Annotated in this window: 21 protein-coding genes; 11 read left to right on the top strand and 10 right to left on the bottom strand. The window is 69.1% G+C overall.

Features of this window, described 5'->3' with window-relative positions; translation table 11 throughout:
* Positions 1–13: 13 nt before the first annotated feature.
* Positions 14–868 (bottom strand): helix-turn-helix domain-containing protein, encoded by an 855-nt coding sequence (locus tag IEZ21_RS09280; RefSeq protein ID WP_189321365.1) that lies wholly within the window; start codon positions 866–868, stop codon positions 14–16.
* 100 nt (positions 869–968) lie between these two features.
* On the opposite strand from IEZ21_RS09280, the gene IEZ21_RS09275 reads away from it, so the two are divergent.
* Positions 969–1541, top strand: coding sequence for a YceI family protein (locus tag IEZ21_RS09275; protein WP_189321364.1), 573 nt, complete (start codon positions 969–971; stop codon positions 1539–1541).
* 84 nt (positions 1542–1625) lie between these two features.
* On the opposite strand, the gene uvrA is transcribed toward IEZ21_RS09275, so the two are convergent.
* Positions 1626–4634: an excinuclease ABC subunit UvrA gene (uvrA, locus tag IEZ21_RS09270; protein ID WP_189321363.1), complete on the bottom strand. Its 3009-nt coding sequence runs from the start codon at positions 4632–4634 to the stop codon at positions 1626–1628.
* Positions 4635–4857: 223 nt separating this feature from the next.
* Between uvrA and IEZ21_RS09265 the strand changes: the two genes are divergently transcribed.
* Together IEZ21_RS09265 and IEZ21_RS09260 are read left to right on the top strand one after the other, a co-directional pair.
* Positions 4858–5586, top strand: a complete 729-nt coding sequence (locus IEZ21_RS09265) for a maleylpyruvate isomerase family mycothiol-dependent enzyme (RefSeq protein ID WP_189321362.1) — start codon at positions 4858–4860, stop codon at positions 5584–5586.
* A gap of 10 nt (positions 5587–5596) precedes the next feature.
* Entirely contained in the window at positions 5597–6253 is a 657-nt protein-coding gene (locus tag IEZ21_RS09260; RefSeq protein WP_189321361.1) for an MBL fold metallo-hydrolase, read from the top strand.
* A gap of 372 nt (positions 6254–6625) precedes the next feature.
* Here the strand turns inward: IEZ21_RS09260 and aroQ are convergent, their stop codons facing one another.
* The gene (gene aroQ, locus IEZ21_RS09255; RefSeq protein WP_189321360.1) at positions 6626–7099 is read right to left on the bottom strand and encodes a type II 3-dehydroquinate dehydratase; all 474 of its coding nucleotides are present in this window, start codon (positions 7097–7099) and stop codon (positions 6626–6628) included.
* A 113-nt stretch (positions 7100–7212) separates the two neighbouring features.
* Between aroQ and IEZ21_RS09250 the strand changes: the two genes are divergently transcribed.
* Both IEZ21_RS09250 and IEZ21_RS09245 read left to right on the top strand, forming a co-directional pair.
* The gene (locus IEZ21_RS09250; protein ID WP_189321359.1) at positions 7213–8259 is read left to right on the top strand and encodes a S66 family peptidase; all 1047 of its coding nucleotides are present in this window, start codon (positions 7213–7215) and stop codon (positions 8257–8259) included.
* A gap of 113 nt (positions 8260–8372) precedes the next feature.
* Positions 8373–9641 carry an MFS transporter gene (locus IEZ21_RS09245; protein ID WP_246567438.1) on the top strand — a complete coding sequence of 423 codons (1269 nt, stop codon included), beginning with the start codon at positions 8373–8375 and terminating at the stop codon, positions 9639–9641.
* Between the two features lie 87 nt (positions 9642–9728).
* On the opposite strand, the gene IEZ21_RS09240 is transcribed toward IEZ21_RS09245, so the two are convergent.
* The 5 genes from IEZ21_RS09240 to IEZ21_RS09220 all read right to left on the bottom strand — a co-directional run bounded on the left by IEZ21_RS09240 (position 9729) and on the right by IEZ21_RS09220 (position 16831).
* On the bottom strand, positions 9729–10730 hold the full coding sequence (locus IEZ21_RS09240; protein WP_189321357.1) for a TerC/Alx family metal homeostasis membrane protein: 1002 nt from the start codon (positions 10728–10730) through the stop codon (positions 9729–9731).
* Positions 10731–11048: 318 nt separating this feature from the next.
* Positions 11049–13028, bottom strand: a complete 1980-nt coding sequence (locus IEZ21_RS09235; RefSeq protein WP_189321356.1) for a TerD family protein — start codon at positions 13026–13028, stop codon at positions 11049–11051.
* 42 nt (positions 13029–13070) lie between these two features.
* Positions 13071–13649 carry a TerD family protein gene (locus tag IEZ21_RS09230; RefSeq protein ID WP_033317940.1) on the bottom strand — a complete coding sequence of 193 codons (579 nt, stop codon included), beginning with the start codon at positions 13647–13649 and terminating at the stop codon, positions 13071–13073.
* A gap of 140 nt (positions 13650–13789) precedes the next feature.
* Complete coding sequence (gene uvrB / locus IEZ21_RS09225; protein WP_189321355.1) at positions 13790–15928, bottom strand: excinuclease ABC subunit UvrB; 2139 nt, start codon at positions 15926–15928, stop codon at positions 13790–13792.
* Between the two features lie 42 nt (positions 15929–15970).
* On the bottom strand, positions 15971–16831 hold the full coding sequence (locus IEZ21_RS09220) for an MHYT domain-containing protein (RefSeq protein WP_189321354.1): 861 nt from the start codon (positions 16829–16831) through the stop codon (positions 15971–15973).
* A gap of 277 nt (positions 16832–17108) precedes the next feature.
* On the opposite strand from IEZ21_RS09220, the gene IEZ21_RS09215 reads away from it, so the two are divergent.
* The 3 genes from IEZ21_RS09215 to IEZ21_RS09205 all read left to right on the top strand — a co-directional run bounded on the left by IEZ21_RS09215 (position 17109) and on the right by IEZ21_RS09205 (position 20034).
* Entirely contained in the window at positions 17109–17984 is an 876-nt protein-coding gene (locus IEZ21_RS09215) for a glycerophosphodiester phosphodiesterase (protein ID WP_189321353.1), read from the top strand.
* Between the two features lie 90 nt (positions 17985–18074).
* Entirely contained in the window at positions 18075–18629 is a 555-nt protein-coding gene (locus IEZ21_RS09210; protein ID WP_189321352.1) for a methylated-DNA--[protein]-cysteine S-methyltransferase, read from the top strand.
* Positions 18630–18717: 88 nt separating this feature from the next.
* On the top strand, positions 18718–20034 hold the full coding sequence (locus tag IEZ21_RS09205) for an MFS transporter (RefSeq protein WP_189321351.1): 1317 nt from the start codon (positions 18718–18720) through the stop codon (positions 20032–20034).
* 53 nt (positions 20035–20087) lie between these two features.
* Here IEZ21_RS09205 and IEZ21_RS09200 read toward each other — a convergent pair whose 3' ends face one another.
* Positions 20088–20516 carry a VOC family protein gene (locus IEZ21_RS09200; RefSeq protein ID WP_189321350.1) on the bottom strand — a complete coding sequence of 143 codons (429 nt, stop codon included), beginning with the start codon at positions 20514–20516 and terminating at the stop codon, positions 20088–20090.
* Between the two features lie 101 nt (positions 20517–20617).
* Here IEZ21_RS09200 and IEZ21_RS09195 point away from each other — a divergent pair, with 101 nt between their 5' ends.
* Positions 20618–21523, top strand: coding sequence for a pseudouridine-5'-phosphate glycosidase (locus IEZ21_RS09195; RefSeq protein ID WP_189321349.1), 906 nt, complete (start codon positions 20618–20620; stop codon positions 21521–21523).
* A gap of 38 nt (positions 21524–21561) precedes the next feature.
* Positions 21562–22515 (top strand): carbohydrate kinase family protein, encoded by a 954-nt coding sequence (locus tag IEZ21_RS09190; RefSeq protein WP_189321348.1) that lies wholly within the window; start codon positions 21562–21564, stop codon positions 22513–22515.
* Positions 22516–22555: 40 nt separating this feature from the next.
* Here the strand turns inward: IEZ21_RS09190 and IEZ21_RS09185 are convergent, their stop codons facing one another.
* On the bottom strand, positions 22556–23350 hold the full coding sequence (locus tag IEZ21_RS09185; protein ID WP_189321347.1) for a methyltransferase domain-containing protein: 795 nt from the start codon (positions 23348–23350) through the stop codon (positions 22556–22558).
* Between the two features lie 185 nt (positions 23351–23535).
* Between IEZ21_RS09185 and IEZ21_RS09180 the strand changes: the two genes are divergently transcribed.
* Entirely contained in the window at positions 23536–24663 is a 1128-nt protein-coding gene (locus tag IEZ21_RS09180) for a magnesium and cobalt transport protein CorA (RefSeq protein ID WP_189321346.1), read from the top strand.
* Positions 24664–24682 lie beyond the last annotated feature (19 nt).

The following is a 24682-nucleotide window of genomic DNA, read 5'->3' as shown; positions in this document are numbered from 1 at the left end:
CCACCGGCGGGCGTCAGCTGTTGACGGCGCGCAGCGCGCCGGGCCGGCGGCCGTTGAGCCGGTCGAGCGCGTCGGCCGTGGCGTCGTCGGCGGGCAGGTGCACGATCAGGCGCTGGCCGTCGTTCGGCAGGGCGAGCGTCTCGTGGGCGAGGCGCAGCCGGCCGACTTCGGGATGGGCGACGAGGTCGGCCCCGGCCGACCGGGGCATGACGGGCACGGCGGCCATACGGTCGGCGAACGGGGCTCCGGCCGTGATGGTCAACTCGTCGATCAGCGCGGCCACATGAGGATCGCTGGACGGCGCCTCGTGCCGGAAGGCAGCGACCTGCTCGTCGGCCACGCGGTCCCAGTCCGGGTAGGCGGTGCGGGCCCTCTCGTCGGTGAACACGTAGCGGAGGATGCTGGGATGCGCGCCGTCGAGCAGCCCCAAGGGAGCCGCGAGCCGTTCATAACCGGTGGTGTACGCGAGGATGTCGCCGAGCCAGTTCAGCAGGACGGCGGGGGTGGGCTCCAGCCGGTCCAGCAGGGCCCGCGCGGTGGGGCGCACCGTACGGGTCGGAGTCATCCCGCCGCTGCAGAGCACGGAATCGTCGCCCGACTCCTTCGCCAGGCGGCGCAACAGGATCCGGTCGTGCACGGCCAACCGCAGCGCGTCCGCCAGGGCGCCGAGCACCTGGGACGACGGATTGTGGTCACGGCCCTGTTCGAGCCTGGTCAGGTACTCGACACTGATGCCGGCCAGTGTGGCCAGCTCGGCGCGGCGCAGCCCCGGAGTGCGACGACGGGGTCCGGTGGGCAGCCCCACCTCGGCGGGTGTGACCGCCTCACGGCACGTACGCAAGAAGGTGCCCAACTCGTTGTCGCTCACCCAAGGAACGTATCAACGCACGAGCACTGGAGGGTGGCCCTGTCACTACCATCCTCAGCCGGGTCTCCCTCCCGTCCGGCACCTCTCGCAGAGTGGCCGCATGGCTAACGACAACACCTCGACCGCAGTGACCGCTTCCGCTCTCCCGCTGCTCCCCGGCGACTGGGAGCTCGACCCCCTCCATTCCGCCGTGAACTTCACCATCCGCCACCTCGGCATCGCCAAGGTGCGGGGCCGCTTCAGCGAGGTGAAGGCCGAGCTGTACGTGGGTGAGTCGGCCGACGACATCAGGGTGAGCGCCGAGATCGCGCTGGCCTCCATCGACACCGGCAACGCCGACCGTGACGCGCACACCCGCTCCCCCGAGCTGCTCGACGTGGCGAGCCGCCCGACGATGACGTACCGATCCACTCGTGTGTCCGGAAAGGGCGAGGAGTGGTCGATGGAGGGCGAGTTGACGATCGGCGGGGTGGCCCGTCCGGTGACGTTCGCCGTGGAGTTCGGGGGCGTGGTGGACTCCGTCATCGACAACCGTAGGCACGCCGGCTTCGAGGCGACCGGCGAGATCCGGCGCAGCGACTTCGGCCTGGATTTCGCCCCCGGGCTGCTCGGCGATGTGGTCAAGATTCAGTTGGACATGCAGTTCGTCGAGCCGCAGGGGCAGGGTGGCTGACTGTCCAACGCGCCGCGCCCCACGGGGAGTTCCCGTGGGGCGCGGCGCGTTCGTGCGAGCTGGACGTACGCGTACGAACCCGGCTCAGGCCTTCCGGGCCCCCGCCGTCTTCTTCGCCGGAGTCGCCTTCTTGGTGGCGGTGCTGCCGGCGGTCCTGGCCGTCGCCGCCGTCCTCGTCGTCGACTTGGCGGCCACCGTCTTCCTGGCCGCCGCCTTGCGCGGGGCCTTCACCGGTTCGGCGTCGCTGATGCGCTCGGCGTCCAGCACCTCACGCAAGAACTTGCCCGTGTGGCTGGCCGGTACTCCGGCGACCTGCTCGGGCGTGCCCTCGGCGATGACGAGGCCGCCGCCGCTGCCGCCTTCGGGACCCATGTCGACGACCCAGTCCGCGGTCTTGATGACGTCGAGGTTGTGCTCGATGACGATGACCGTGTTGCCCTTGTCAACCAGGTCCGACAGGACCGAGATCAGCTTGCTGATGTCCTCGAAGTGCAGACCGGTGGTCGGCTCGTCGAGTACGTAGACCGTGCGTCCTGCCGACCGCTTCTGGAGTTCGGAGGCCAGCTTCACGCGCTGGGCCTCGCCGCCGGAGAGGGTCGGCGCGGGCTGGCCGAGCCGCACATAGCCGAGACCGACGTCGTTGAGGGTCTTCAGGTGGCGGGCGATCGCGGGCACTGCCTCGAAGAAGCCGTGGGCCTCCTCGATGGGCATGTCCAGGACCTCGGAGATGGACTTGCCCTTGTAGTGGACTTCGAGGGTCTCCCGGTTGTAGCGCGCCCCGTGGCAGACCTCGCAGGGGACGTACACGTCCGGCAGGAAGTTCATCTCGATCTTGATGGTGCCGTCGCCGGAGCAGTTCTCGCAGCGGCCGCCCTTGACGTTGAAGGAGAAGCGCCCCGGCATATAGCCGCGGACCTTCGCCTCGGTCGTCTCGGCGAACAGCTTGCGGACGTGGTCGAAGACTCCGGTGTACGTCGCCGGGTTCGACCGGGGTGTGCGGCCGATGGGCGACTGGTCGACGTGTACGACCTTGTCGACGAGGTCGTCGCCGTCCACGCGCGTGTGCCGCCCGGGAACGTTCCGGGCTCCGTTCAGCTCGCGGGCCAGGTGGGTGTAGAGGATGTCGTTGACGAGTGTCGACTTTCCGGAGCCCGAGACGCCCGTGACGGCCGTGAGGACGCCCAGGGGGAAGGACACGTCGATGTCCTGGAGGTTGTTCTCGCGGGCACCGTGCACGGTGAGCTTGCGGATCGGGTCGGCGGGGCGGCGGATCTCCGGGAGTGCGATCTCCTTCTTGCCCGCCAGGTACTGCCCGGTGATCGACTCGGGGTTGGCCAGCAGCTCCTTCAGGGGGCCGCTGTGCACGACCTTGCCGCCGTGCTCGCCCGCGCCGGGGCCGATGTCCACGATCCAGTCGGCGACCTTGATGGTGTCCTCGTCGTGCTCGACGACGATGAGCGTGTTGCCCATGTCCCGTAGCCGGACGAGGGTCTCGATGAGGCGGTGGTTGTCGCGCTGGTGCAGGCCGATGGAGGGCTCGTCCAGCACGTACAGGACTCCTACGAGGCCGGAGCCGATCTGGGTGGCCAGGCGGATGCGCTGGGCCTCACCGCCGGAGAGGGTGCCCGCCGCGCGGTTCAGCGAGAGGTAGTCGAGGCCGACGTCCACGAGGAATCGCAGGCGTTCGTTGACCTCCTTCAGGACGCGCTCGGCGATCTTCTTGTCGCGCGCGTTGAGCTTCATCTCGCCCAGGAACTCCGCGCAGTCGCTGATGGACATCGCGGAGACCTCGGCGATCGACTTCCCCAGGATGGTGACCGCGAGGATGAGGGGCTTGAGGCGTGTGCCCTCACAGGTGGGGCAGTGCACCTCGCGCATATAGCCCTCGAAGCGCTCGCGGCTCGCGTCGCTCTCGGCCTCGCCGTGCCGCCGCTTCACGAAGGGGACGGCCCCTTCGAAGGGCGTGGTGTAGACGCGCTCGCGACCGTAGCGGTTTCTGTACCGCACCTCGATCTGCGTCTTGTGCCCGTACAGGAGGGCCTTCCTGGCGCGCTGCGGGAGGCCCGCGAAGGGGATGTCGGTCCGGAATCCCAACGCGTTGGCGAGGGCTCCGATGAGGCGTCCGAAGTAGTCCTTGGTGTGGCCGTGCGACCAGGGGTGGATGGCGCCCTCGTCGAGGGACTTCTCCTCGTCGGGGACGATCAGCTCGGGGTCGACCTCCATGCGCGTGCCGATACCCGTGCACTCCGGGCAGGCGCCGAAGGGCGAGTTGAAGGAGAAGGAGCGGGGCTCCAGCTCCTCGAAGGACAGGTCGTCGTACGGGCAGTAGAGGTGCTCCGAGTACATGCGCTCGCGCTCGGGGTCGTCCTGGGGGAGGTCGACGAAGTCGAGGACGACCATGCCGCCGGACAGGCCGAGCGCGGTCTCCACGGAGTCCGTGAGGCGGCGCTTGGCGCCCTCCTTCACCGTGAGGCGGTCGACGACCACCTCGATGGTGTGCTTCTCCTGCTTCTTCAACTTCGGCGGTTCGGAGAGCTGGATCGTCTCTCCGTCGACCCGGGCCCGGCTGTATCCCTTGGTCTGGAGATCACCGAAGAGGTCGACGAACTCGCCCTTGCGCTCACGCACCAGCGGCGACAGAACCTGGAATCGGCTCCCCTCGGGCAGCTCCAGGACCTTGTCGACGATGGCCTGCGGCGACTGACGCGAGATGGGACGGCCGCACTCGGGGCAGTGCGGCTTGCCGATACGCGCGAAGAGCAGGCGCAGGTAGTCGTAGACCTCGGTGATGGTGCCGACCGTCGAGCGCGGGTTGCGCGAGGTCGACTTCTGGTCGATGGAGACAGCCGGCGACAGGCCCTCGATGAAGTCGACGTCCGGCTTGTCCATCTGCCCGAGGAACTGCCGGGCGTACGAGGACAGCGACTCGACGTACCTCCGCTGTCCCTCGGCGAAGATCGTGTCGAACGCGAGCGAGGACTTGCCCGACCCGGACAGACCCGTGAAGACGATGAGCGAGTCGCGTGGGAGGTCGAGCGAGACATTCTTGAGGTTGTGCTCGCGCGCCCCACGGACGATGAGACGGTCGGCCACGCCGGTCCGCACCTTTCTTGAGAGAAGTGACAGGGGCGGGGCCCCCGTCATTTTTCAGACTAGGGGGAGCCACTGACAGCGCCGGTTGGTTTCCCCGGTTGGTAACAATCCCGGGCCATCCAGCATGCCCGACGCCGCGCCTGAGCCTATAGCACGCGCATTCGATTTGCAGGGGTGGTCCACCACCTTCACCCGAACGTGTGGCGAAGCTAGGGTCGTTGACATGAACGATCATGTGCGCGACCTGGCGTCAGTACGTGACGCGACCGAACGGCTGCTCACCGCAGCGACCAAACTCGACAACGCCTCCGTGGCCGAGCCGTCACGGCTGCCCGGCTGGAGCCGCGGCCATGTCCTGGCCCACCTCGCCCGCAACGCGGACGCTCTCGTCAACGTCCTCGAAGGGCGCCCCATGTACGCCTCCGCGGACGCCCGCGACACCGACATCGAGCGGGACGCGCCACGGCCGCTGGACGTCCAGCTGGCCGACGTACGCAAAAGCGCGGCCCGCTTCCAGGCGACGGGCGCCGCGCCCGCGGACTGGTCCCGCACGGTGGAACTGCGCAACGGGGTCACCGACGCGGCATCCCGGGTGCCGTTCCGGCGATGGGTCGAGGTGGAGCTGCATCACGTGGATCTGGGGATCGGGTACGAGCTGGAGGACCTTTCCGAGGAATTCACTCAGCGGGAGATCAACTTCCTCGCCGAGCGCTTCCGGGGCCACTCCGACGTACCGGCCCTGTTGATCAAGCAGGACGACGGCCGCATGATTCCCACCGGAGCCGTCGAGTCCGTCTCCCAGGAGCAGATCCAGAGCGGCTACATGCCACCCCTTCCCGGGCTCACGGTCAGCGGCCGTCAGGCGGACCTCCTCGGCTGGCTCTGCGGCCGCCGCGACGGTTCCGCACTGAGCACCGACGGCGGACCGCTCCCCGCACTCCCCCCGCTATAGGCTGAGGAACATGACGTACAGCGGAACGGTGAAGGTCGGCGGCCCTGCGGATGTGCACGAGTTGCAGGACCTGATGATCTCCAAGGTCGCGGTCGGCCCGATGGACAACAACGCCTATCTGCTGCGCTGCCGGGCCACGGACGAGCAACTGCTGATCGACGCGGCCAACGACGCCGGGACGCTGCTCACGCTGATCGGCGCCGACGGCATCGCATCCGTGGTAACCACCCACCAGCACGGCGACCATTGGCAGGCGCTCGCGGAGGTCGTGGCGGCCACGGGCGCGCGTACGTACGCGGGTCGGGACGACGCCGAGGGCATTCCCGTACCGACCGATGTCCTGGTCGACGACGGCGACACGATCCGGGTGGGGCGCGTGGAGCTGACCGCGCGCCATCTGGTGGGACACACGCCCGGCTCGATCGCGCTCGTCTACGACGATCCGCATGGGCATCCTCATGTGTTCACGGGTGACTGTCTTTTCCCGGGTGGTGTCGGCAACACCCGTAAGGATCCAAAGGCGTTCGCCAGTCTGATCCACGATGTCGAGACGAAGATCTTCGATGCGCTCCCGGACGAGACGTGGGTCTACCCGGGGCACGGCAACGACACGACGCTGGGCGCGGAGCGGCCGCATCTGCCGGAGTGGCACGCACGGGGCTGGTGAACTGTGCGGCGTCGACAGTGAGTTGGTGAACTGCTCAGCGCCAGGCGTGGGTTGGCGAACCGTCTGACGCCGGGCGCGCGTTGGCGTTGGTGGCACGGCGGACGAGGACGCGCGTTTCGCGGGCGCGCGCCGTCGCGCGCCCCGTGTGAACCGAACGCACGCGCCGGTGTCACGCACGCGCTCCCGGCGCACGAGACCGCGCGGTCCACTGGAAGCAGCCCGCGCAGGAAGACGGCTCCTGAGCGGAGGGGCCGCCGGCCAACCGATCCCCGCCCTCGGGCCGGCGGCCCACCACGGCGGCGGCCGGTCGACGTCCGGCGGCCGGCCACCACCGTGGCGTCCGCCGACTCCGGTGCTCAGCGAGTCCAGAGGTCACGCGTCCGCTTGCCCCGCGCCCGCCAGCGCCGCGACCCGCTCCACCCCGAACACGTATCCCTGCACGCCGCAGCCCGCGATGACCCCGTCGGCGCGGAGCGAGACGTACGAGTGGTGCCGGAACTCCTCGCGCTTGTGGATGTTGGAGATGTGGACCTCCAACACGGGCATGCCGTCACAGGTGTTGAGGGCGTCCAGGATCGCGACGGAGGTGTGCGAGTAGGCACCGGGGTTGATCACAATGCCGACATGGTTCTGGCGTGCCACGTGGATCCAGTCGACCAGTTCGCCCTCGTGGTTGGACTGGCGGAAGTCCACGGTGCCGCCGTACGTGGCTGCCGCCTTGGCGCACATTCCCTCGACGTCGGCGAGCGTGTCGGAGCCGTAGATCTCCGGCTGGCGCTGCCCCAGGAGGTTCAGGTTGGGGCCGTTGAGGATCATGATCGGGGCGTTGGCGAGGGTGCGGGGCACTGTTCCTCCGGTCCTGTCGGCTGAGCCGTCGCCCGAGGGCGCCGTTCAGGTCTGCTGCTCAGACTCGGTTTATCACGGTGCGCCGGGGCGGGGACGGCTCGTACGCTCCGGTCATGACGCCCCTTACCTATCCGCCCAAGCCGTCGCCCGGCGACCGGATCGCCGTCATCTCACCGTCCGCGGGACTCCCGGGCCTCTTCCCACTCCCCTACGAGCTGGGCCTGGAGCGGCTGCGCAAGGAGTACGGCCTCGAACCGGTCGAGTACCCGGCCACCCGCACGATGGACGCGACACCTCAGGCGCGGGCCGACGACATCCACGCGGCGTTCGCCGATCCGACGGTCAAGGCGGTCATCGCGTCGATCGGCGGCGACGACCAGATCACCGTGCTGCCGCTGCTGGACCGGGAGTTGATCCGCGCGAACCCGAAGCCGTTCTTCGGCATGAGCGACAACACGAACCTGCTCGCGTATCTGCACCACACCGGGATCGTCGCCTATCACGGCGCGAGCGTGATGTGCGAACTCGGCCGGCCGGGCGCCATGCACCCACTGACCGCGGAGTCGCTGCGGGCCGCGCTCTTCACCTCCGGCGAGTACGAGCTCAAGCCCGCCGAGCGTTTCCGTGACATCGACCTGCCATGGGACTCCCCGGAGACCTTCATCTCCGAACCGCCGACCGAGCCCGGTGGCGGCTGGGCCTGGCACCGCCCGGAGCGGGTGGTCGAGGCGCGCTCCTGGGGCGGCAACATCGAGATCCTGTCCTGGCTGCTGATGGCGGACCGCGAGATCGCCCGCGATCCCTCCGTGTACGACGGCTGTGTGCTGCTTCTGGAGACCTCCGAGGACATGCCGAGTGCCAACGACGTCTTCTGGATCCTGCGGAGCATGGGCGAGCGCGGACTGCTCGGCCGCTTCCCCGCGCTCCTGATGGGTCGCCCCAAGACATGGTCCTTCGAGAAGCCCAACGCCCCGGAGGCGAAGGCCCGTTACGCGCGCGAGCAGCGCGAGGCGGTGCTCCGGGCGGTGGACATGTACGCCCAGGACATGATGGTCGTCCTCGATGTGGACTTCGGTCACACCGATCCGCAACTGGTCATTCCCTACGGGGGCGTGATCCGCGTGGACGGCCCGGCTCGGCGTATCACTGTGGTGTATTGAGCATCGCTGTGGTGTATTGACGCTGCATGAGCCCCCGCACGCCCCCGTAACCACTCGTCACGGTGGGTAGTTGACGCGGCATGCACGAAGTACGCTCCGTAAGGACACCCTCCATGCTGCGGCTCGCGGCTGCCTCGCTCGCCGGGACCGCGATCGAGTTCTACGACTTCTTCATCTACGGGACGGCGGCCGCGCTCGTCCTGGGCCCTCTGTTCTTCCCGACGTTCTCGCCGGTGGCGGGCACGCTCGCGGCCTTCGCGACCTTCGGCGTCGGCTTCGTGGCGCGGCCCCTGGGATCGGTGCTGTTCGGACACATCGGGGACCGGCACGGACGGCGGCCCGTTCTCGTCGTCTCCTTGTTGCTGACGGGCGCCGCGACTGTCGCGGTCGGCTGCGTACCGACGTACGACGCGATCGGTGTGACCGCTCCGGTGCTCCTTCTTGTGCTGCGTTTTCTGCAGGGGCTCGGGCTCGGCGGGGAATGGGGTGGAGCGGTGCTGCTGACTGCGGAGCACGCGCCCGCCGAGCGGCGCGGGCTGTGGTCGAGTTTCCCGCAGATCGGTCCGGCGGTGGGGTTCGTGCTGGCCAACGGGGTGGTGCTGGTGCTGTCGGCGACGCTGTCGGAAGCGCAGTTCGCGGCCTGGGGGTGGCGGGTGCCGTTCTGGGCGGCGGGGGTGCTGGCCGTGGCGGGGCTGTGGCTGCGCTCCTCGCTCGCCGAGAGCCCTCAGTTCCTCGGTATCGACGACCACGCGCGCGTGCCGCTCGCCGAAGTGCTGCGCGGTCATTGGCGGCTGTTGCTGCTGACGGCGGGGGCGCTCGCCATCGGGTACGCCGTGTTCTACGCGGTGACGACCTGGTCCCTCGCCTACGCGACCGAACGGCTCGGGGTGAGCCGTACCGTCATGCTCGCCTGCATCATGGCCGCCGTGATCGTGAAGGGCGCGCTGACGCCCGTGGTCGCGCTCCTCGGCGACCGCTACGGCCGACGGCCGCTGTGCCTGATCGGCTGCGCGGCCGCCGCGCTCTGGATGTTCCCGATGGTCGCCCTCCTGTCGACCGGCGAACCCCTGCTGATGTTCCTCGGCTTCCTGGTGGCGATGCTCGCGTTCATCACCATGTTCGCGGTGGTCGCCGCGTATCTCCCGGAGTTGTACGAGCCCCGCGTGCGCTGCACGGGCGCCGCCGTGGGCTACAACCTCGGCGGGGTGCTCGGCGGCGCGCTCACGCCGATCGTGGCGACGGCGGCGGCCCAAGGTGAACGCGTTCCCTGGGGCGTGGCCGCGTATCTGACGGGAATCGCACTGCTGAGCCTGGGGTGCTTCGCACTGCTGCCGGAGACACGACCGGTGCGCGTGGTCGCGGCCGAGGCCACCGCGGGCTGAAAGCCGCGGGATGACAACGCCGGGAGCGGTGGTCGGCAATGCGCCGAACGCCGCTCCCGGTGCTGGTTGTTCCTGCGTCCGCGGCTGTCAGGCCTCGATGCTGTCCTTCGAAGTGCCTTCGGTCTCCTTCTGCGCCGCCTCGGCCGCCGCCTGCTTCTTGGAGGCCATCAGGCTGGTGATCGTGGTGACGATCAGGACCGCGCAGATCACACCGAGGGAGACCGGGATGGAGATCTCCGGGACGTGGACCCCGGACTCGTGCAGCGCGTGCAGCACCAGCTTCACGCCGATGAAGCCGAGGATGACCGACAGGCCGTAGCTGAGGTGGACCAGCTTCTTGAGCAGACCGCCGATGAGGAAGTACAGCTGTCGCAGACCCATCAGCGCGAACGCGTTGGCCGTGAACACGATGTACGGATCCTGGGTCAGGCCGAAGATCGCAGGGATCGAGTCGAGGGCGAAGAGAACGTCCGTGGTGCCGATCGCCAGCATGACGACGAGCATCGGCGTCATGACCCGCTTGCCGTTCTGCTCGATCCACAGCTTGGTGCCGTGGTAGCGGTCGGCGACACCGAAGCGCTTCTCGACGGCCTTGAGCAGCCTGTTCTCCTCGTACTCTTCCTCGGGCTCGTCGGCCCTGGCCTCCTGGATCAGCTTCCAGGCGGTGTAGATCAGGAAGGCGCCGAAGATGTAGAAGACCCAGGCGAAGCTGGAGAGGATCGCGGCGCCCGCGGCGATGAAGATCGCACGGAGCACGAGGGCTATCAGCACACCGACCATCAGCACCCGCTGCTGGTACTGCGAGGGCACCGAGAACTTCGCCATGATCAGGACGAAGACGAAGAGGTTGTCGACGCTTAGCGATTTCTCGGTGATGTAGCCCGCGAAGAACTCGCCTGACGGCTGTCCGCCGCCGAAGACGAGCAGTCCGAGTCCGAACAGTACGGCCAGGACGATCCAGACGATGGTCCAGATTCCGGCTTCCTTGATCGATACGTCGTGGGGTTTACGGCCGATGAAGAAGTCGACCGCGATGAGGGCGACAAGGCCCACGATGGTCAGGACCCAAAGGGTCGTCGAAACATCCACTGCGCCTCCGGCAGTACGTAACGGCAAATGTCAGCGTCGTCGCTGCCGGAGGTCTCTTCCACCCGGACCCCTGGGGCGCATGAGACGCCTGGAGCCTTCGGGCCGACGCCCCGGGATCTGGCCAGATCCGTATTGACGGGTACGCCGCAGTAGGTAGGGAGTACTCCCCTCCGCACGAACTACGGTACCCCAATCACCAAGGATTGGTAAAGAGATTGGCAAAGGAAAGGCCAAATACCCTGGTCAGATGGGTTGACGAAGTCTTGGGACGACGCGTGAGACGGCATACGACGGGCAGGCGACGGACTCCGCGGAGCGTCAGCGCTTCCAGGCGCGGCGGGCTGCCGCGACCTGAGTGAGGACGTGCTGGAGCACCTGGCTGCCGGGCGGTACGAGTGAGGGCTCGTACGTCCACGCGTGCCCGACCCAGGGATCGGCGAGGTGGTCGTCGGGCACCGGGGTGAGGCGCAGGAGGGAGCGCCAGAGCGGGTCGAGCAGCGGTCCGTAGGCGGCGGCGTCCTCCCGGTCGGCGACCAGCATGAGGTGGACGCCGACGGCCGGGCCTTCGTCCGCGAGGTAGCGCAGCTGGGTCACCGCGCGGTCGTCGAAACCGTGCGGGAAGTCGTTGACGATCAGCAGCTGCTCGGCCGTGTCGAGGTCGGGCGGGAGTGAGTCGGCCGCGCCTGCGCGGATCGCCATCTGCACCAGGTCGACGCGCTGGGTGAGCCTGGCCAGGACGTCGTTCACGCCCGCGGCGCCGACGGCGGGCGGAGTGTGGAGCACACCGGTCTGCACGAGCGGCGTGAGCGCCGAGGCGCCGGAACCCGCCGGGTCGATGACGTGCACCGTGTACTCGCCCGCCGGGTAGACGGCGAGCAGCCGGGCGGCATGCGCCACTGCTGTGTCCATGGCGAGGCGGCGCAGCTCGTCGGAGTCGGCGAGCGAGCCGTCGAGGGATCCGGCGCGGCCGCTGTCGATCCACAAGCCGCGCTCCAGCGGCAGTCGCACCAGCATCGGGATGCTCAGGCCGGAGCTCTCGGGCAGCTGGAGGTCGCCCAGGCGCAGGGCCATGGGGATCTCCATAGGCACGCGGTAACCCTGCCAGACGGGGCTGTCCCAGCGCGCGAACGCCGGAGGCAGCGCAGGCTCGACGACCTCGGATTCGGCGCTGAGCTGGGCGAGGTCACGGTCGAGCGCGGCCCTGGCCTGATCGACGAGCTGGGAGTGCTTGGCGCGGGCCGTCTCGCGCGCGGCATCCGCCTGTCCGCCTATGCGGCTGCGCGGGTCGGACAGGACCTTGTCGAGCTCCTGTTCCATACGCGAGTCGGCGAAGTCGACGGCGCTGCGATAGGCGGCCATGGTGCGGGCCAGATCCTCGAACATGCCCCACACCTGGTTGTAGAGCCGCTCCTCCATGGACCAGCCGGTCGCGTCACCCGCGACGGGCTGCGCGGGCTGTCCGGGCTGGGCCGGTGGCGCGGTCGGCGGGGGCGACGGAGGCGCGGCGGCCTGTCGGCCGGGGTGACTGTAGTTGACCGGACCACCGGCTCCCGGCATGGAAGGCTGCGTGGTGGCGGACGGATCTGTCTGAGCGGGTCCTTCGGGATAGCCGGCCTGCGGCGGTACGTGACTGGTGGCGCCCTGAGGGATGGGCCCACCCTGGTCGGAACCCAGCGCCGATGTCGCGGCGTGCCGGGAGCGGTCGCCGTCGGCCGGGCGCGGCGGAGGCGCGGCCACCGAACGTGCCAGGCCCTGAACCACCGCCTCGTTGATGTCGTGCGCGAGCTGGGGTGCCTGGACCAGGCCCTGGTCGGCGAGGAGTTCGGCGAGGCCGCCCGCGTACCCCTGGCCGACCGCGCGCACCTTCCAGGCACCCTGCCTGCGGTACAGCTCGAGAGCGACGACGGCCGCCTCGGCGTCGAGACCCGTGATCGTGTAGCTGGCGATCTCGGAACCGTCGAGTCCGGTGACCGCCACGAAAGGAGCGGCGACGGAACCGAACTGGACCGGGCCCCCGACTCCGGACGGCAGTGCGAGCAGCACACTGACCCGGTGCACGGCCTCTGTCAGGGCGTCCAGGTCGAAGGCGAGACGGTGGTCGGCCGCCGCCTGCTTGGAGACCTCGAGGCCGGGCAGAGTGGGCGAGCCCGGGTGGGCCACCCACTCGACGCCTTGCACCTTGCCGTTCTCGTCGCTGAGCGTGGCTCCCGCCACGATCGGCTTGCCGGCCGACACCCGGATCTCGAGTCGGGCTTGGGGCAGCGGATGGTTCTGTCCCCGCACCAGCTCGGCCGTCATCGCCTTCTCCCCCTCGTTCTCGTTTCGTCTGCGCCGGGCTGCCTACAGATGCGGCAGGATCGCCGGCATCAGGTCCTGGAAGGTACGACCGTTGGCCGGCGTACCGAGAGCGGTCATCTGCCAGCCCGGGCCCGCGCGGTGCACCTTCGCCATGATCTGTGCCGTGTACTGGCCGCCGCCCGCCAGTGTGTAGCGGGCGAGTTCCTGGCCGTTGGTCTCGTCGACCAGTCGGCAGAACGCGTCCTGCACCTCCTGGAACGTCTGGCCCGTGAAGGAGTTCACGGTGAAGACGATCTGGTCGATGTGGACCGGGATACGCGCGAGGTCGACGAGGATCGCCTCGTCGTCGCCGCCCTGGCCGACACCGCCGACGAGGTTGTCTCCGGTGTGCCGCACGGAGCCGTCGTCGCTGACGAGGTGACGGAAGAACACCACGTCGACCGGCTGCTTGTCCGCGAAGAGCACGGCCGAGGCGTCGAGGTCGATCTCCCGGGTGCGCGAGCCGAACAGGCCGCGGCGCGGGGCCGCCTGCCAGCCGAGCCCCATGCGCACCGCGGTCAGGGTGCCTCCGTCGTTCTTCTGCAGACTGATGGCCTGACCCTTGGTCATGTTGACCGTCACGCGCTGTTCCCCTCTCGAACGTCCCCTGTTGCCGCAGAATCCTGCGGTTGACCAGCAACCCTACGCAGGGGCACCGACAGTGCCTAAGCCTGGCCCACACTTTGTGTCGGTCTTGCAACACAGCGCGCCATTCGCGGTGGTCAGGCGATGCCCGCCTCCTTCATCTGGCGTAGTTCCTTCTTCATTTCCGAGACTTCGTCGCGCAGCCGGGCGGCGATCTCGAACTGCAGGTCGGCGGCGGCCGCGCGCATCCGCTCCGTCATCTCCTCGATCTGTCCGGCGAGTTCGGCCGCGGGGCGGTCGGTGGGCACGGTCTCCTTGGCCTTGCCCTTGGAGGGCTTGGCTCCCTTGGCGGCCTGCGAACCGAGCGCGGGCACCGGGGCCTTGGCACCCTTGCCGTCCTTCAGGTTGCGATAGCCCGTGCCGAGCAGCTGCTCCGTGTCGACGTCCTCGCGGGCGATCTGCGCCACGATGTCGTTGATCTTCTTCCGGAGGGGCTGCGGATCGAGGCCCCTCTCCTTGTTGTAAGCGACCTGCTTCTCCCGGCGGCGGTTGGTCTCCTCGATGGCTTTCTCCATGCCCTGGGTGATCTTGTCGGCATACATGTGGACCTGACCGGACACGTTGCGCGCCGCGCGGCCGATGGTCTGGATCAGTGAGGTGCCGGAACGCAGGAAGCCCTCCTTGTCGGCGTCGAGGATCGACACCAGGGAGACCTCGGGCAGGTCGAGCCCCTCCCTCAGGAGGTTGATGCCGACCAGGACGTCGAACTCTCCGGCACGGAGTTCCCGCAGCAGCTCGACACGGCGCAGCGTGTCGACGTCGCTGTGCAAGTAGCGCACCTGGATGCCCAGTTCGAGGAAGTAGTCGGTGAGGTCCTCGGCCATCTTCTTGGTGAGCGTGGTGACCAGGATGCGCTCGTCCTTCTCGGTGCGCTTGCGGATCTCGTGCACCAGGTCGTCGATCTGCCCCTCGGTCGGCTTGACCACGACCTCCGGGTCGACGAGGCCGGTGGGGCGGATGATCTGCTCGACGAAGCCGTCCCCGCGCGAGAGCTCGTACTTGCCCGGAGTTGCGGACAGGTAGACGGCCTGGCCGATGCGCTCCTGGAACTCCTCCCACTTCAGGGGGCGGTTGTCCAGGGCGGAGGGCAGCCGGAAGCCGTGGTCGACGAGGGTGCGCTTTCGGGAAGCGTCGCCTTCGTACATGGCGCCGATCTGCGGCACCGTGACGTGCGACTCGTCGATGACCAGCAGGAAGTCGTCCGGGAAGTAGTCGAGGAGGGTGTTGGGCGGGGAGCCGGGATCACGGTCGTCGAAGTGCATCGAGTAGTTCTCGACGCCGGAGCAGGAGCCGATCTGGCGGAGCATCTCCAGGTCGTACGTGGTTCGCATGCGCAACCGCTGGGCCTCCAGGAGCTTGCTCTGCTTCTCCAGCTCGGTGAGGCGCTCTTCGAGCTCCTTCTCGATGCCGTTGACGGCCTTCTCCAGGCGCTCCGGGCCCGCCACGTAGTGCGATGCCGGGAAGACGTACAGCTGCTCGTCGTCGCTGATGACCTCGCCGGTGAGCGGATGCAGCGTGGAGAGAGCCTCGATCTCGTCGCCGAACATCTCGATGCGGACGGCCAATTCTTCGTAGACCGGGAAGATCTCGATCGTGTCCCCGCGGACCCGGAAGGTGCCCCGCGCGAAGGCCATGTCGTTGCGCGTGTACTGGATGTCGACGAAGCGGCGCAACAGGTCGTCCCGGTCGATCTCGTCGCCGACCTTGAGGGCGACCATCCGGTCCACGTACTCCTGCGGTGTGCCGAGGCCGTAGATGCAGGAGACCGAGGCGACCACGACGACGTCACGGCGGGTGAGCAGCGAGTTGGTCGCGGAGTGGCGCAGGCGCTCGACCTCCTCGTTGATCGAGGAGTCCTTCTCGATGTAGGTGTCCGACTGCGGGACGTACGCCTCGGGCTGGTAGTAGTCGTAGTACGAGACGAAGTATTCGACCGCGTTGTTCGGCAGCAGCTCGCGGAACTCGTTGGCCAGCTGGGCGGCCAGGGTCTTGTTCGGCGCCATCACGAGGGTGGGGCGCTGGAGCTTCTCGATCATCCACGCGGTGGTCGCGGACTTGCCGGTGCCGGTCGCGCCGAGGAGGACGACATCCTTCTCACCTGCGCGGATGCGTCGTTCGAGCTCGGCGATGGCAGCGGGCTGGTCGCCGCTGGGCGAATAGGGACTGACGACCTCGAAGGGCGCCACCGTGCGTTCGATCTTGGATACGGGCCGCATGAATCAACCGTACGACTCCCCACTGACAACGGGGCCGGATCACTACCTCTGCGGGGTCCGGGAGCCGGGGCGGTCGGGGCGGCGGCGCGGGCGGGACGTGGGACGGCGGCCGGTGTGACGGATCATGTGGGCCGGGATGCCGGGCTTCTGCTGGGCCGGGCTCCAGTCGGCTTTGCCCATGACCATCAGCGGGTCGAACATCATGACGACGCCGGCCAGGAACAGGAAGGCGAGGGGGCCGATCAGCATGGGGGCCAGCAGGCTCGCGGGCGAGTCACCGGAGGTGACGTCGGTGGTGCCGTGCAGATGGACGCTGAGCGCGGCCATGCCCGTGTAGTGCATGCCGCTGACGGCGAGGCCCATGACGAGGCTCGCTCCCACGCTCCACAGGAAGCCGCGGACCTGGCCCGCCGCCCAGAGTGCCGCAGTCGCGGCCGCGACGGCTATGACGACTGAGGCGGCCACGGTGAAGGTGTTGTACTCGAGCTTTCCGTTGAGCTGCATTCCGGCCATGCCCAGGTAGTGCATCGAGGCGATGCCCAGGCCGGTGATGGTGCCTCCGGTGAACAGGGCCGTTCCGGAAGCCCCCTTGTAGCCGACGATGAAGATCCCGATGCCGACCATGAGGATGGCGACGCCGAGGCTCGCGAACGTGATCGGTTTGTCGTAGCGGATCGGGGTCTCCTGGACGGAGAAACCCATCATCGCGATGAAGTGCATGGTCCAGATTCCGGAGCCGATCGCCGCGGAGCCCAGCGCGAGCCAGCCGGGCCTCCAGGAGTGGGCGACCAGCATCGATCTGGTGGTGCAGCGCAGGCCCAGCGCGCCGCCGAGGCAGGCCATGAGGTATCCCACCAGCGGTGTGACGAGTCCGTAGCTGAATCCGTCGACCGTGCCCTGCATGCGCGGTTGCCCTTCCGCCCTGTTGCGTCCCGGAATTTCCTGCAATGCCCCCGTCCCAGGACCGCCATGGCGGCCGGGGTTGACGCAGAGAGTATGACCCCCACTAGAGCGCTCGAACGATTTTCCGGCAAAGAAACACGCTCTTACCTCAGTTGTGCGGCACCAGTGATTGCCGCCGGGCAACTCCGTTCAACCTGTGGCCATCCTGTACCTCCCTCCTGTTGACACTCCGCTGTCACCATGGAGCGGCCCGTGACCACAGACGCAAGGAGTACGCATGCACGCGCGCGCTGCCGCCGGCACGACCACAGCACTCCTGGGAGCCGCCGCCCTTGTTCTGCCCCTCTCCCCCGCTCACGCCGCGGTGGGCGACGACCAGCCGCTGGTCGTCGCCCACCGCGGTGCTTCCGCCTACGCTCCCGAGAACACCCTGGCCGCCATAGACAAGGCGGCGGAGCTGGGTTTCCGCTGGGTCGAGAACGACGTCCAGCGCACCAAGGACGGCGAGCTCGTGGTGATCCACGACGACAACCTGGCGCGTACGACCAATGTCGAGGAGGTCTTCCCCAACCGGGCTCCGTGGATGGTCAAGGACTTCACCGCGGCGGAGATCGCACGCCTGGACGCGGGCAGCTGGTTCAGTCCCGAGTACGCGGGCGCGCGCGTGCCGACGCTGAAGCAGTACATGAACCGGGTCTCCCGCAACCATCAGAAGCTCGTGCTGGAGATCAAGAAGCCCGAGCTCTACCCGGGCATCGAGAAGGAGACCCTCAAGGTCCTCAGCAACGAGGGCTGGCTGGGTCCGCAAGCCGTACGGAGCAAGCTGGTCATCCAGAGTTTCAGCGCGGACAGTGTACGGACCGTGCACGGGCTGCGGCCCGCCATCAAGACGGGCTTCCTGGGTACGCCGGCGGTCGCGGAGCTGCCCGCGTACGCGAAGTTCGCCGATCAGATCAACTCGACGCACACGTCCATCTCGGCCGACTACGTCGCCTCGATCCACGCGCTCGAGGGACCGCACGGCAAGCAGCTGGAGATCTTCGCATGGACCGTCGACACCGCGGACGGTGCTCGACGCGTCGCGGACTTCGGTGTGGACGGCATCATCACGAACAAGCCGGACGTGGTCCGGGCGGCGCTGAACGAGCTCTGAGGTTCTCGACCGGAGCGCTCACCGGTGGCGCGGACGCCTCACGCGTCCGCGCCACCGGCGTTGTCAGTGGTGCGCCGTACGGTGGGGCGCATGAACAGCCATGGGCAGAACGAGCAGCGGGTGGTGTGGGCCGTCGCCGGCAGCGACATCGGTCCGCTGCTGCTGGCCGCGACCGGCGAAGGTCTGGTCAACGTCGTCTTCCACGCCACGGACACGGTGCGCGACAAAGCGCTCGACCGGCTGCGGTCCCGGCTCGGCGCCGAGCCCGTCGAGGCACCCGACTCCCCACTGCTGGCCGAGGCGATACGCCAGATTCAGGCGTACTTCGCGGGCGACCGGCACGACTTCGAGCTGCCGCTGGACTGGTCCCTGATCTCCGGCTTCAACCGCCAGGTGCTGCACGAGCTGGCGTCCGGCGTTCCGTACGGGAAGGTCGTGGGGTACGGCGACCTGGCAGGCCGGGTGGGGCAGCCGGGCGCGGCTCAGGCCGTGGGCATGGCCATGGGCGCTAATCCACTCCCGGTCATCGTGCCGTGTCACCGGGTCGTCGAGAGCGACGGCGGGATCGGCGGCTTCGGGGGCGGCCTGGAGACGAAGCGGAAGCTGCTGGCGCTGGAAGGGGTGCTGCCGGAGCCGTTGTTCTGAGGGTGTCCCGAGTTCGGGAGAGGGGGGAGACTGCGCCGGTGACCACATCCTTCATGCGTGCGCACACATCCGACGCGGCTGGTTCGCCATGAGCGCCGTCGAGCGGCAGACCGCCGTGCCCGCCGACGCGGACGGGCTGTCGGCTCTGCGGCGCCGTACCTCCGCTGTGCTCATCGCCAGTCAGATCCTGGGCGGACTGGGCGTCGCCATCGGTATCGCGCTCGCCGTCGTGCTGGCCGAGGACATCAGCGGTACGGAGTCGCTGGCGGGACTCGCGCCCACCGCGACGGTCACGGGGACGGCGGTGCTCTCTGTGCCGCTGGCCGCGCTGATGACCGCGCGCGGTCGCCGCCCGGGACTCGTCCTGGCCTATCTCATCGGTGCCCTCGGCGCGGGCCTCGTCGTAGTCGCGGCGGTCGTCGGCAGCTTTCCGCTGCTGTTGCTGGGCATGGCGGCTTTCGGCGCGGCCTCGTCGGCGAATCTGCAGGCACGCTTCGCGGCCGCCGACCTCGCCGAGCCCCAGCGACGGGCCCGGGCGATCTCGAACGTCGTGTGGGCGACCACGATCGGTGCGGTCCTCGGTCCCAACATCGCCGCGCCCGCGGGGCGCAGCGTCTCCGGGCTCGGCATACCGGAGGCGGCGGGCCCCTTCCTGTGGGCGGCCGGGGTCTTCCTCCTCTCGGCGCTTCTGGTCGCCGTGCTGCTGCGGCCCGACCCGTTGCTGACCGCCCGCGCGCTCGCGCCGGTCGAGGAGCAGTCCGCTGAGGCGCGCTCCATACGGGCCGGGCTGGCCGCGGTGCGGGCCTCGGCGCGCGCCCGTCTCGCCCTGGTGACGGTGGCCGTCTCGCACACCGCGATGGTCTCGGTCATGTCGATGACACCGGTCGATCTCGATCACCACGGCGCGAGCATCGATCTGATCGGGCTGGTCATCAGCGGCCATATCGCGGGCATGTACGCCTTCTCGCCGATCATGGGGCGGCTCTCGGACCGGCTCGGGCGCCTCTCGGTGATAGGCCTCGCCGTGGGGCTGCTGGCCTGTGCGGCGCTGCTCGCGGGCACGGCGGGCGGCAGCCACTGGCAGAGCGCCGCCGGACTCTTCCTGCTGGGCCTCGGCTGGTCGGCCGGCCTCGTCTCGGGCTCCGCCCTCCTCACGGACTCCGTGCCCCAGCCCGCGCGCGCCGCCGCACAGGGGCTGTCAGACCTGACCATGAACACCTCGGCGGGCGTCGGCGGCGCGGCAGCGGGCCTCATCGTCGCGCAGGCGGGCTACGGATGGCTCAACCTCATCGCCGCCTGCCTGCTGCTGCCGCTCGGCGCGCTGGCACTGTTCACCCGGGGCAGACGCAAGGCGGACACGGCGATATCCGAAATACCTCGAACACCTCGCGACACCGACGGCTGAGGGGTGTCCACGCGCGCGTGGACACCCCCTTTTCCCTACCTGAGATACCTGAGCTACTCGTAGTGCCGTGCCTCGAAGATGTTTCCGTCCGGGTCCCGGAAGTAGAAGCTGCGCTTGGCCATTCCGCGGGCGCCGAACGCGTCGTACGAGAAGTCCGAGACGGGCACGGACCGCTCCTCGAGACGAGTACGGAGCGCGTCGAAGTCCTCACCAGGGAGGGACAGACATACGTGGTTGACCGGGTGGCCGGCACTTTCTGCCGCCCCGGGGACAGCGTCCATACGCGCGGCCAACGGCAGGGGCGCGAGGTCGAAGATGGTCTCCTCGTTGAGGCGTACGGAAGGGAACGATGCCGTCCCCGCGGCGTATTCGGTGACCCTGAGGGGCTCCATGCCGAGCGTCTTCTCGTAGAAGTCGGCCGAGGCGACGGGGTCGCGCACCCAGAGGACGACGTGGTCGAGACGTATCGAGTTGTCCGTCATGCCCCCAGGCTGCTGCCCCCTTCCGGGCCGCCGCAAGGGTTTGGCCACACGTGCCGCCCGCCAGGAATGATGGGGAGAGCCGACAGACAGGAGGCACGCGCGTGCTGGTGGTGTCCGAAGAGGTACGGGAGGCGCTCGCCGCGCACCGGCCGGTGGTGGCCCTGGAGTCCACGATCATCGCCCATGGGCTGCCGCGCCCACGCAATCTCCAGGTGGCGCTGGAGCTGGAGGAGGCCGTACGCCAGGAGGGGGCCGTTCCCGCGACGATCGCCGTCCTGGACGGACAGCCCCATGTGGGCCTCGACAAGGAGCAGTTGGAGCGGGTCGCGAACGAGAACGGCATCCGCAAGCTCGGCCATCGCGATCTGCCGCTCGCCGTCGCCACGGGAGCGAGCGGGGCGACCACGGTGTCCGCGACGGCATTGCTGGCCGCGCGGGCAGGCGTCCGGGTGTTCGCGACGGGTGGGCTCGGTGGCGTGCACCGGGAGTGGACGGTCACCCAGGACGAGTCCGCCGACCTGGGGCTTCTGGCACGTACCCGGATCACGGTGGTGTGCGCGGGCGTGAAGTCCATCCTGGACGTGCCGGCGACCCTGCAGCGCCTGGAGACACTGGGCGTCGCGGTCGCCGGGTACGCGACGGTGCGCTTTCCCGGCTTCTATCTGTCCGACTCGGGGCATCCGGTGGACTGGACGCTTCAGTCACCTGCCGAGGTCGCGGCCGTCATGCGCGCACAGGACACGCTCGACGGGCCCGAGTCGGCCCTGATCGTCGCGAATCCCGTGCGCGAGGCGGAGCAGCTCGATCCCGAGCTCCACGCGCGCGTGCTGGCCGACGCTCTGCAGGCGTGTGAGGCGGAGGGCGTGACAGGCCAGGCGGTCACGCCGTTCCTGCTCGACTATCTGGTCCGGCACACGGACGGGGCGTCGCTGAGCGCCAATCTGGCGGCCGTACGCGGCAACGTACGGCTCGCGGGGCGGATCGCGGCGGCCTGGGCAGGGGCGTGACCGGGGCGGGCGAACCCGTGATCGGGGCCGACGGGAGTATGAGGGAGCCGGGCTGGGACGCGACGAGCCCGTATCGTCGTGACCATCGCGACGGAGCCCTTCTTGTCGTCGGCGACGTCGTCACGGACGTCGTCGCCCAGTACCGCGGACCGCTCGCCTCCGGCACCGATACGGCCGCCGCCGTCCGGACCGTGCCGGGCGGCGCGGGCGCCAATGTCGCATGCTGGGCGGCCCATTGGGGCTGTGCTCAGGTGCGGCTCCTCGGCCGGGTGGGCGCCGACGCCGCCGCGTGGCACGAACGGGAGCTGACCGCTTCAGGGGTGCGTCCTCACCTGGTCGTAGATCCCGCGGCGCCGACAGGCACGGTGATCTGCCTGGTGGACACAGGCGCCTCGGCGGAGCGTACGTTCCTCACGGACAGCGGCGCCGCCCTGCGTCTCGACCCCGGCGACTGGTCGCCGTCGCTGCTCGACGGTGTCGCGTGGCTGCACCTGTCGGGCTACCTGTTCTTCTCCGAGTCGTGCCGGGCGCTGGTGGCGGTGGCATTGGAGTCGGCACGCGCGCGTGGCGTGCCGGTGAGTGTGGATCCCGCCTCGGCGGGGTTCCTCACGGAGCTGGGCGTGGATCGTTTCCTCGCGCTCGCCGAGGGGATCGACGTACTGCTGCCGAGCCGGGACGAGGCCTGCCTGCTCACCGGGCTGCCCGATCCGGCGGACGCGGCGGCCAAGTTGAGCCGCCACGCCCCGCTGGTGGTGGTCAAGCAGGGCGGCGCCGGGGCTCTGGTGGCCGAGTCGGGCACCGTACGGGATCTCGTCCCGGCGACGCCCGCGGCTCCCGTGGACACAACGGGAGCAGGGGACGCTTTCACCGGCGCTTTCCTGGCCGCCCTGCTCTCGGGCAGCCGGCCCGGGGAAGCGGCGGCGGAGGGGTGCCGGGCGGGGGCGCTTGCGGTGGAGCGGGTGGGCGGGAGGCCTCATCGGGAGACCTCATAGGGACATATGGCGGCCGCTCCCGCCAACTCCCGCCCCGGGGTTACGCCTTGCGCCCCCACGCCGAGATCAGCGGTGCCGTGGCCAGGTCCATGGCGCTCGCCGTCACGTTCGCCAGGTGGCGGTCGATGTCCTGGTCCGTGACTTGGCCCGCCGCGACGAGCTGGGCGCGGACCTGGCGGATCGTCGCCGATTCCAGGGCGGCGCAGGCGGGCGAGGTGATGGGGAAGTACGCGTCGGCCTCCACCTGTCGCAGTCCGGCCTCGCGGAGCAGTCGCGGGAGCCGACGACCGTACGCGAGGTCGGCGCCGCGCTCGGCGAGCAGCTGGCGGAAGGCGTGGCGCAGCCGGTTGGCCAGCTGCTGCTGGGTGCCGCGCTCGTCGGGCCAGAGCAGGGGTTGCAGTGCGGGATCGGCGTCCTCGACCAGGAGCCGTCCGCCCGGCCGCAGGGCCTTGATCATTGACCGCAACGCCCGTTCCCTGTCCGGTACATGGGACAGTACGAGCCGGGCGTGCACGAGATCGAAGCCGTCGCCCGGCGGCTCGTCCGCGCCCACGTCGTGCACGTGCACCTCGATCGGCGGCCGGGTGGCCGAGGCCGCCCACGAGGTGTCGATGTCGGTCGCGACGACCCGTCCGGTGGGGCCGACCTTCTTGGCCAGCCAGGACACCACGGATATGCCGCCCGCGCCGACCTCCCAGCAGCGCCAGCCGGATCCGATGCCGAACTGCTCGATGTGGCGGAACGTCGTGGAGTCGAAGAGTGCGGCGAGGGCGTCGAAGCGCTGCCCCGCCTCGGTCTGCCGGTTGTCGAGGAGATACCCGTCGGTTCGCGTCATGCGGCAATCATCCCAATTGTCCGACGTATCCGCGATGGGTGATGCTTCCTTCGGCGACATGCCGGAACTCCCGGAGCGGAATGTTCCGTTCCCACAGGCTTCCCCCGCCGTCGAAGCAGCCTGGCAGACTGGCCGCGGCAAGGCGCAGAGTGCGGCGCAAGGAGATCCACGCGAGGAGATTCCAGATGTCGATGGCAGGGAATCTGCGGAAGGTCACGGGCCTGGGCAGGGGCGGCGGCCTTCGCAGGGTGGCGCGGTTGGCACGGCGGCGTCCCCGTGTGGACCTGAGTCACCCGGCCCGGTCCCCGCTGGGCTCCGCGGTGGTGAACTGCGTGGCGTACGAGGACGGGACGAGAGTGCCCGGCGGTCGCGATCTCGTCGAGACGGTGGAGCAGATCAGCAAGGCCGGCGACGGCTTCGTCTGGCTCGGGCTGCACGAGCCGACGGAGGCGGAGTTCGCGGGCATCGCCGAACTCTTCGACCTGCACCCGCTGGCGGTCGAGGACGCGGTGGACGCCCATCAGCGCCCGAAGCTGGAGCGGTACGGCGAGACGCTGTTCGCGGTGTTCAAGACGGTCTGCTACGTCGAACACACCGAACTGACCGCGACCAGCGAGGTGGTGAACACAGGCGAGATCATGGTGTTCGTCGGTCACCACTTCGTGATCACCGTGCGGCACGGCCGACACGGTTCGCTCGGCCCGCTGCGCGAGGAACTGGAGGCCGATCCCCAGCAGCTCGCCAAGGGACCGGCCGCGGTGCTGCACGCGATCGCGGACCATGTGGTCGACGACTATCTGAACGTCACCGACTCGGTGCAGGCGGACATCGACCAGGTCGAGACGGATGTCTTCTCGGCGAACGGCGCGCGGGCCGACCCCGGGCGCATCTACCAGCTCAAGCGTGAACTCCTCGAGCTGAAGCGGGCGGTGGCGCCCCTGAACCGCCCGCTCATGGATCTCGCCACCCGGCCGATACGGGTGGTCGATCCGGAGATACAGGCGTACTTCCGGGACGTCTCCGACCATCTGCTGCGGGCGACCGAGCAGATAGCCGCGTTCGACGAGCTGCTCAACTCGATTCTGCAGGCGCATCTCGCGCAGGTCAGCGTCGCGCAGAACGAGGACATGCGGAAGATCACGGCATGGGCGGCGCTGATCGCCGTGCCGACGATGGTCTGCGGTGTCTACGGCATGAACTTCGAGCACATGCCGGAGCTGCACTGGAAGTTGGGTTACCCCATGACGCTCGGTGTGATCGCCACTGCCTGCTTCGTCCTGTACCGGGGCTTCAAGCGCAACGGCTGGCTGTGACACCGACCGTGACGCACCT

The sequence above is a fragment of the Streptomyces flaveus genome (genome assembly GCF_014647675.1).
Lineage (GTDB): Bacteria > Actinomycetota > Actinomycetes > Streptomycetales > Streptomycetaceae > Streptomyces > Streptomyces flaveus.
This window is presented reverse-complemented; position numbering and strand designations above follow the sequence as displayed.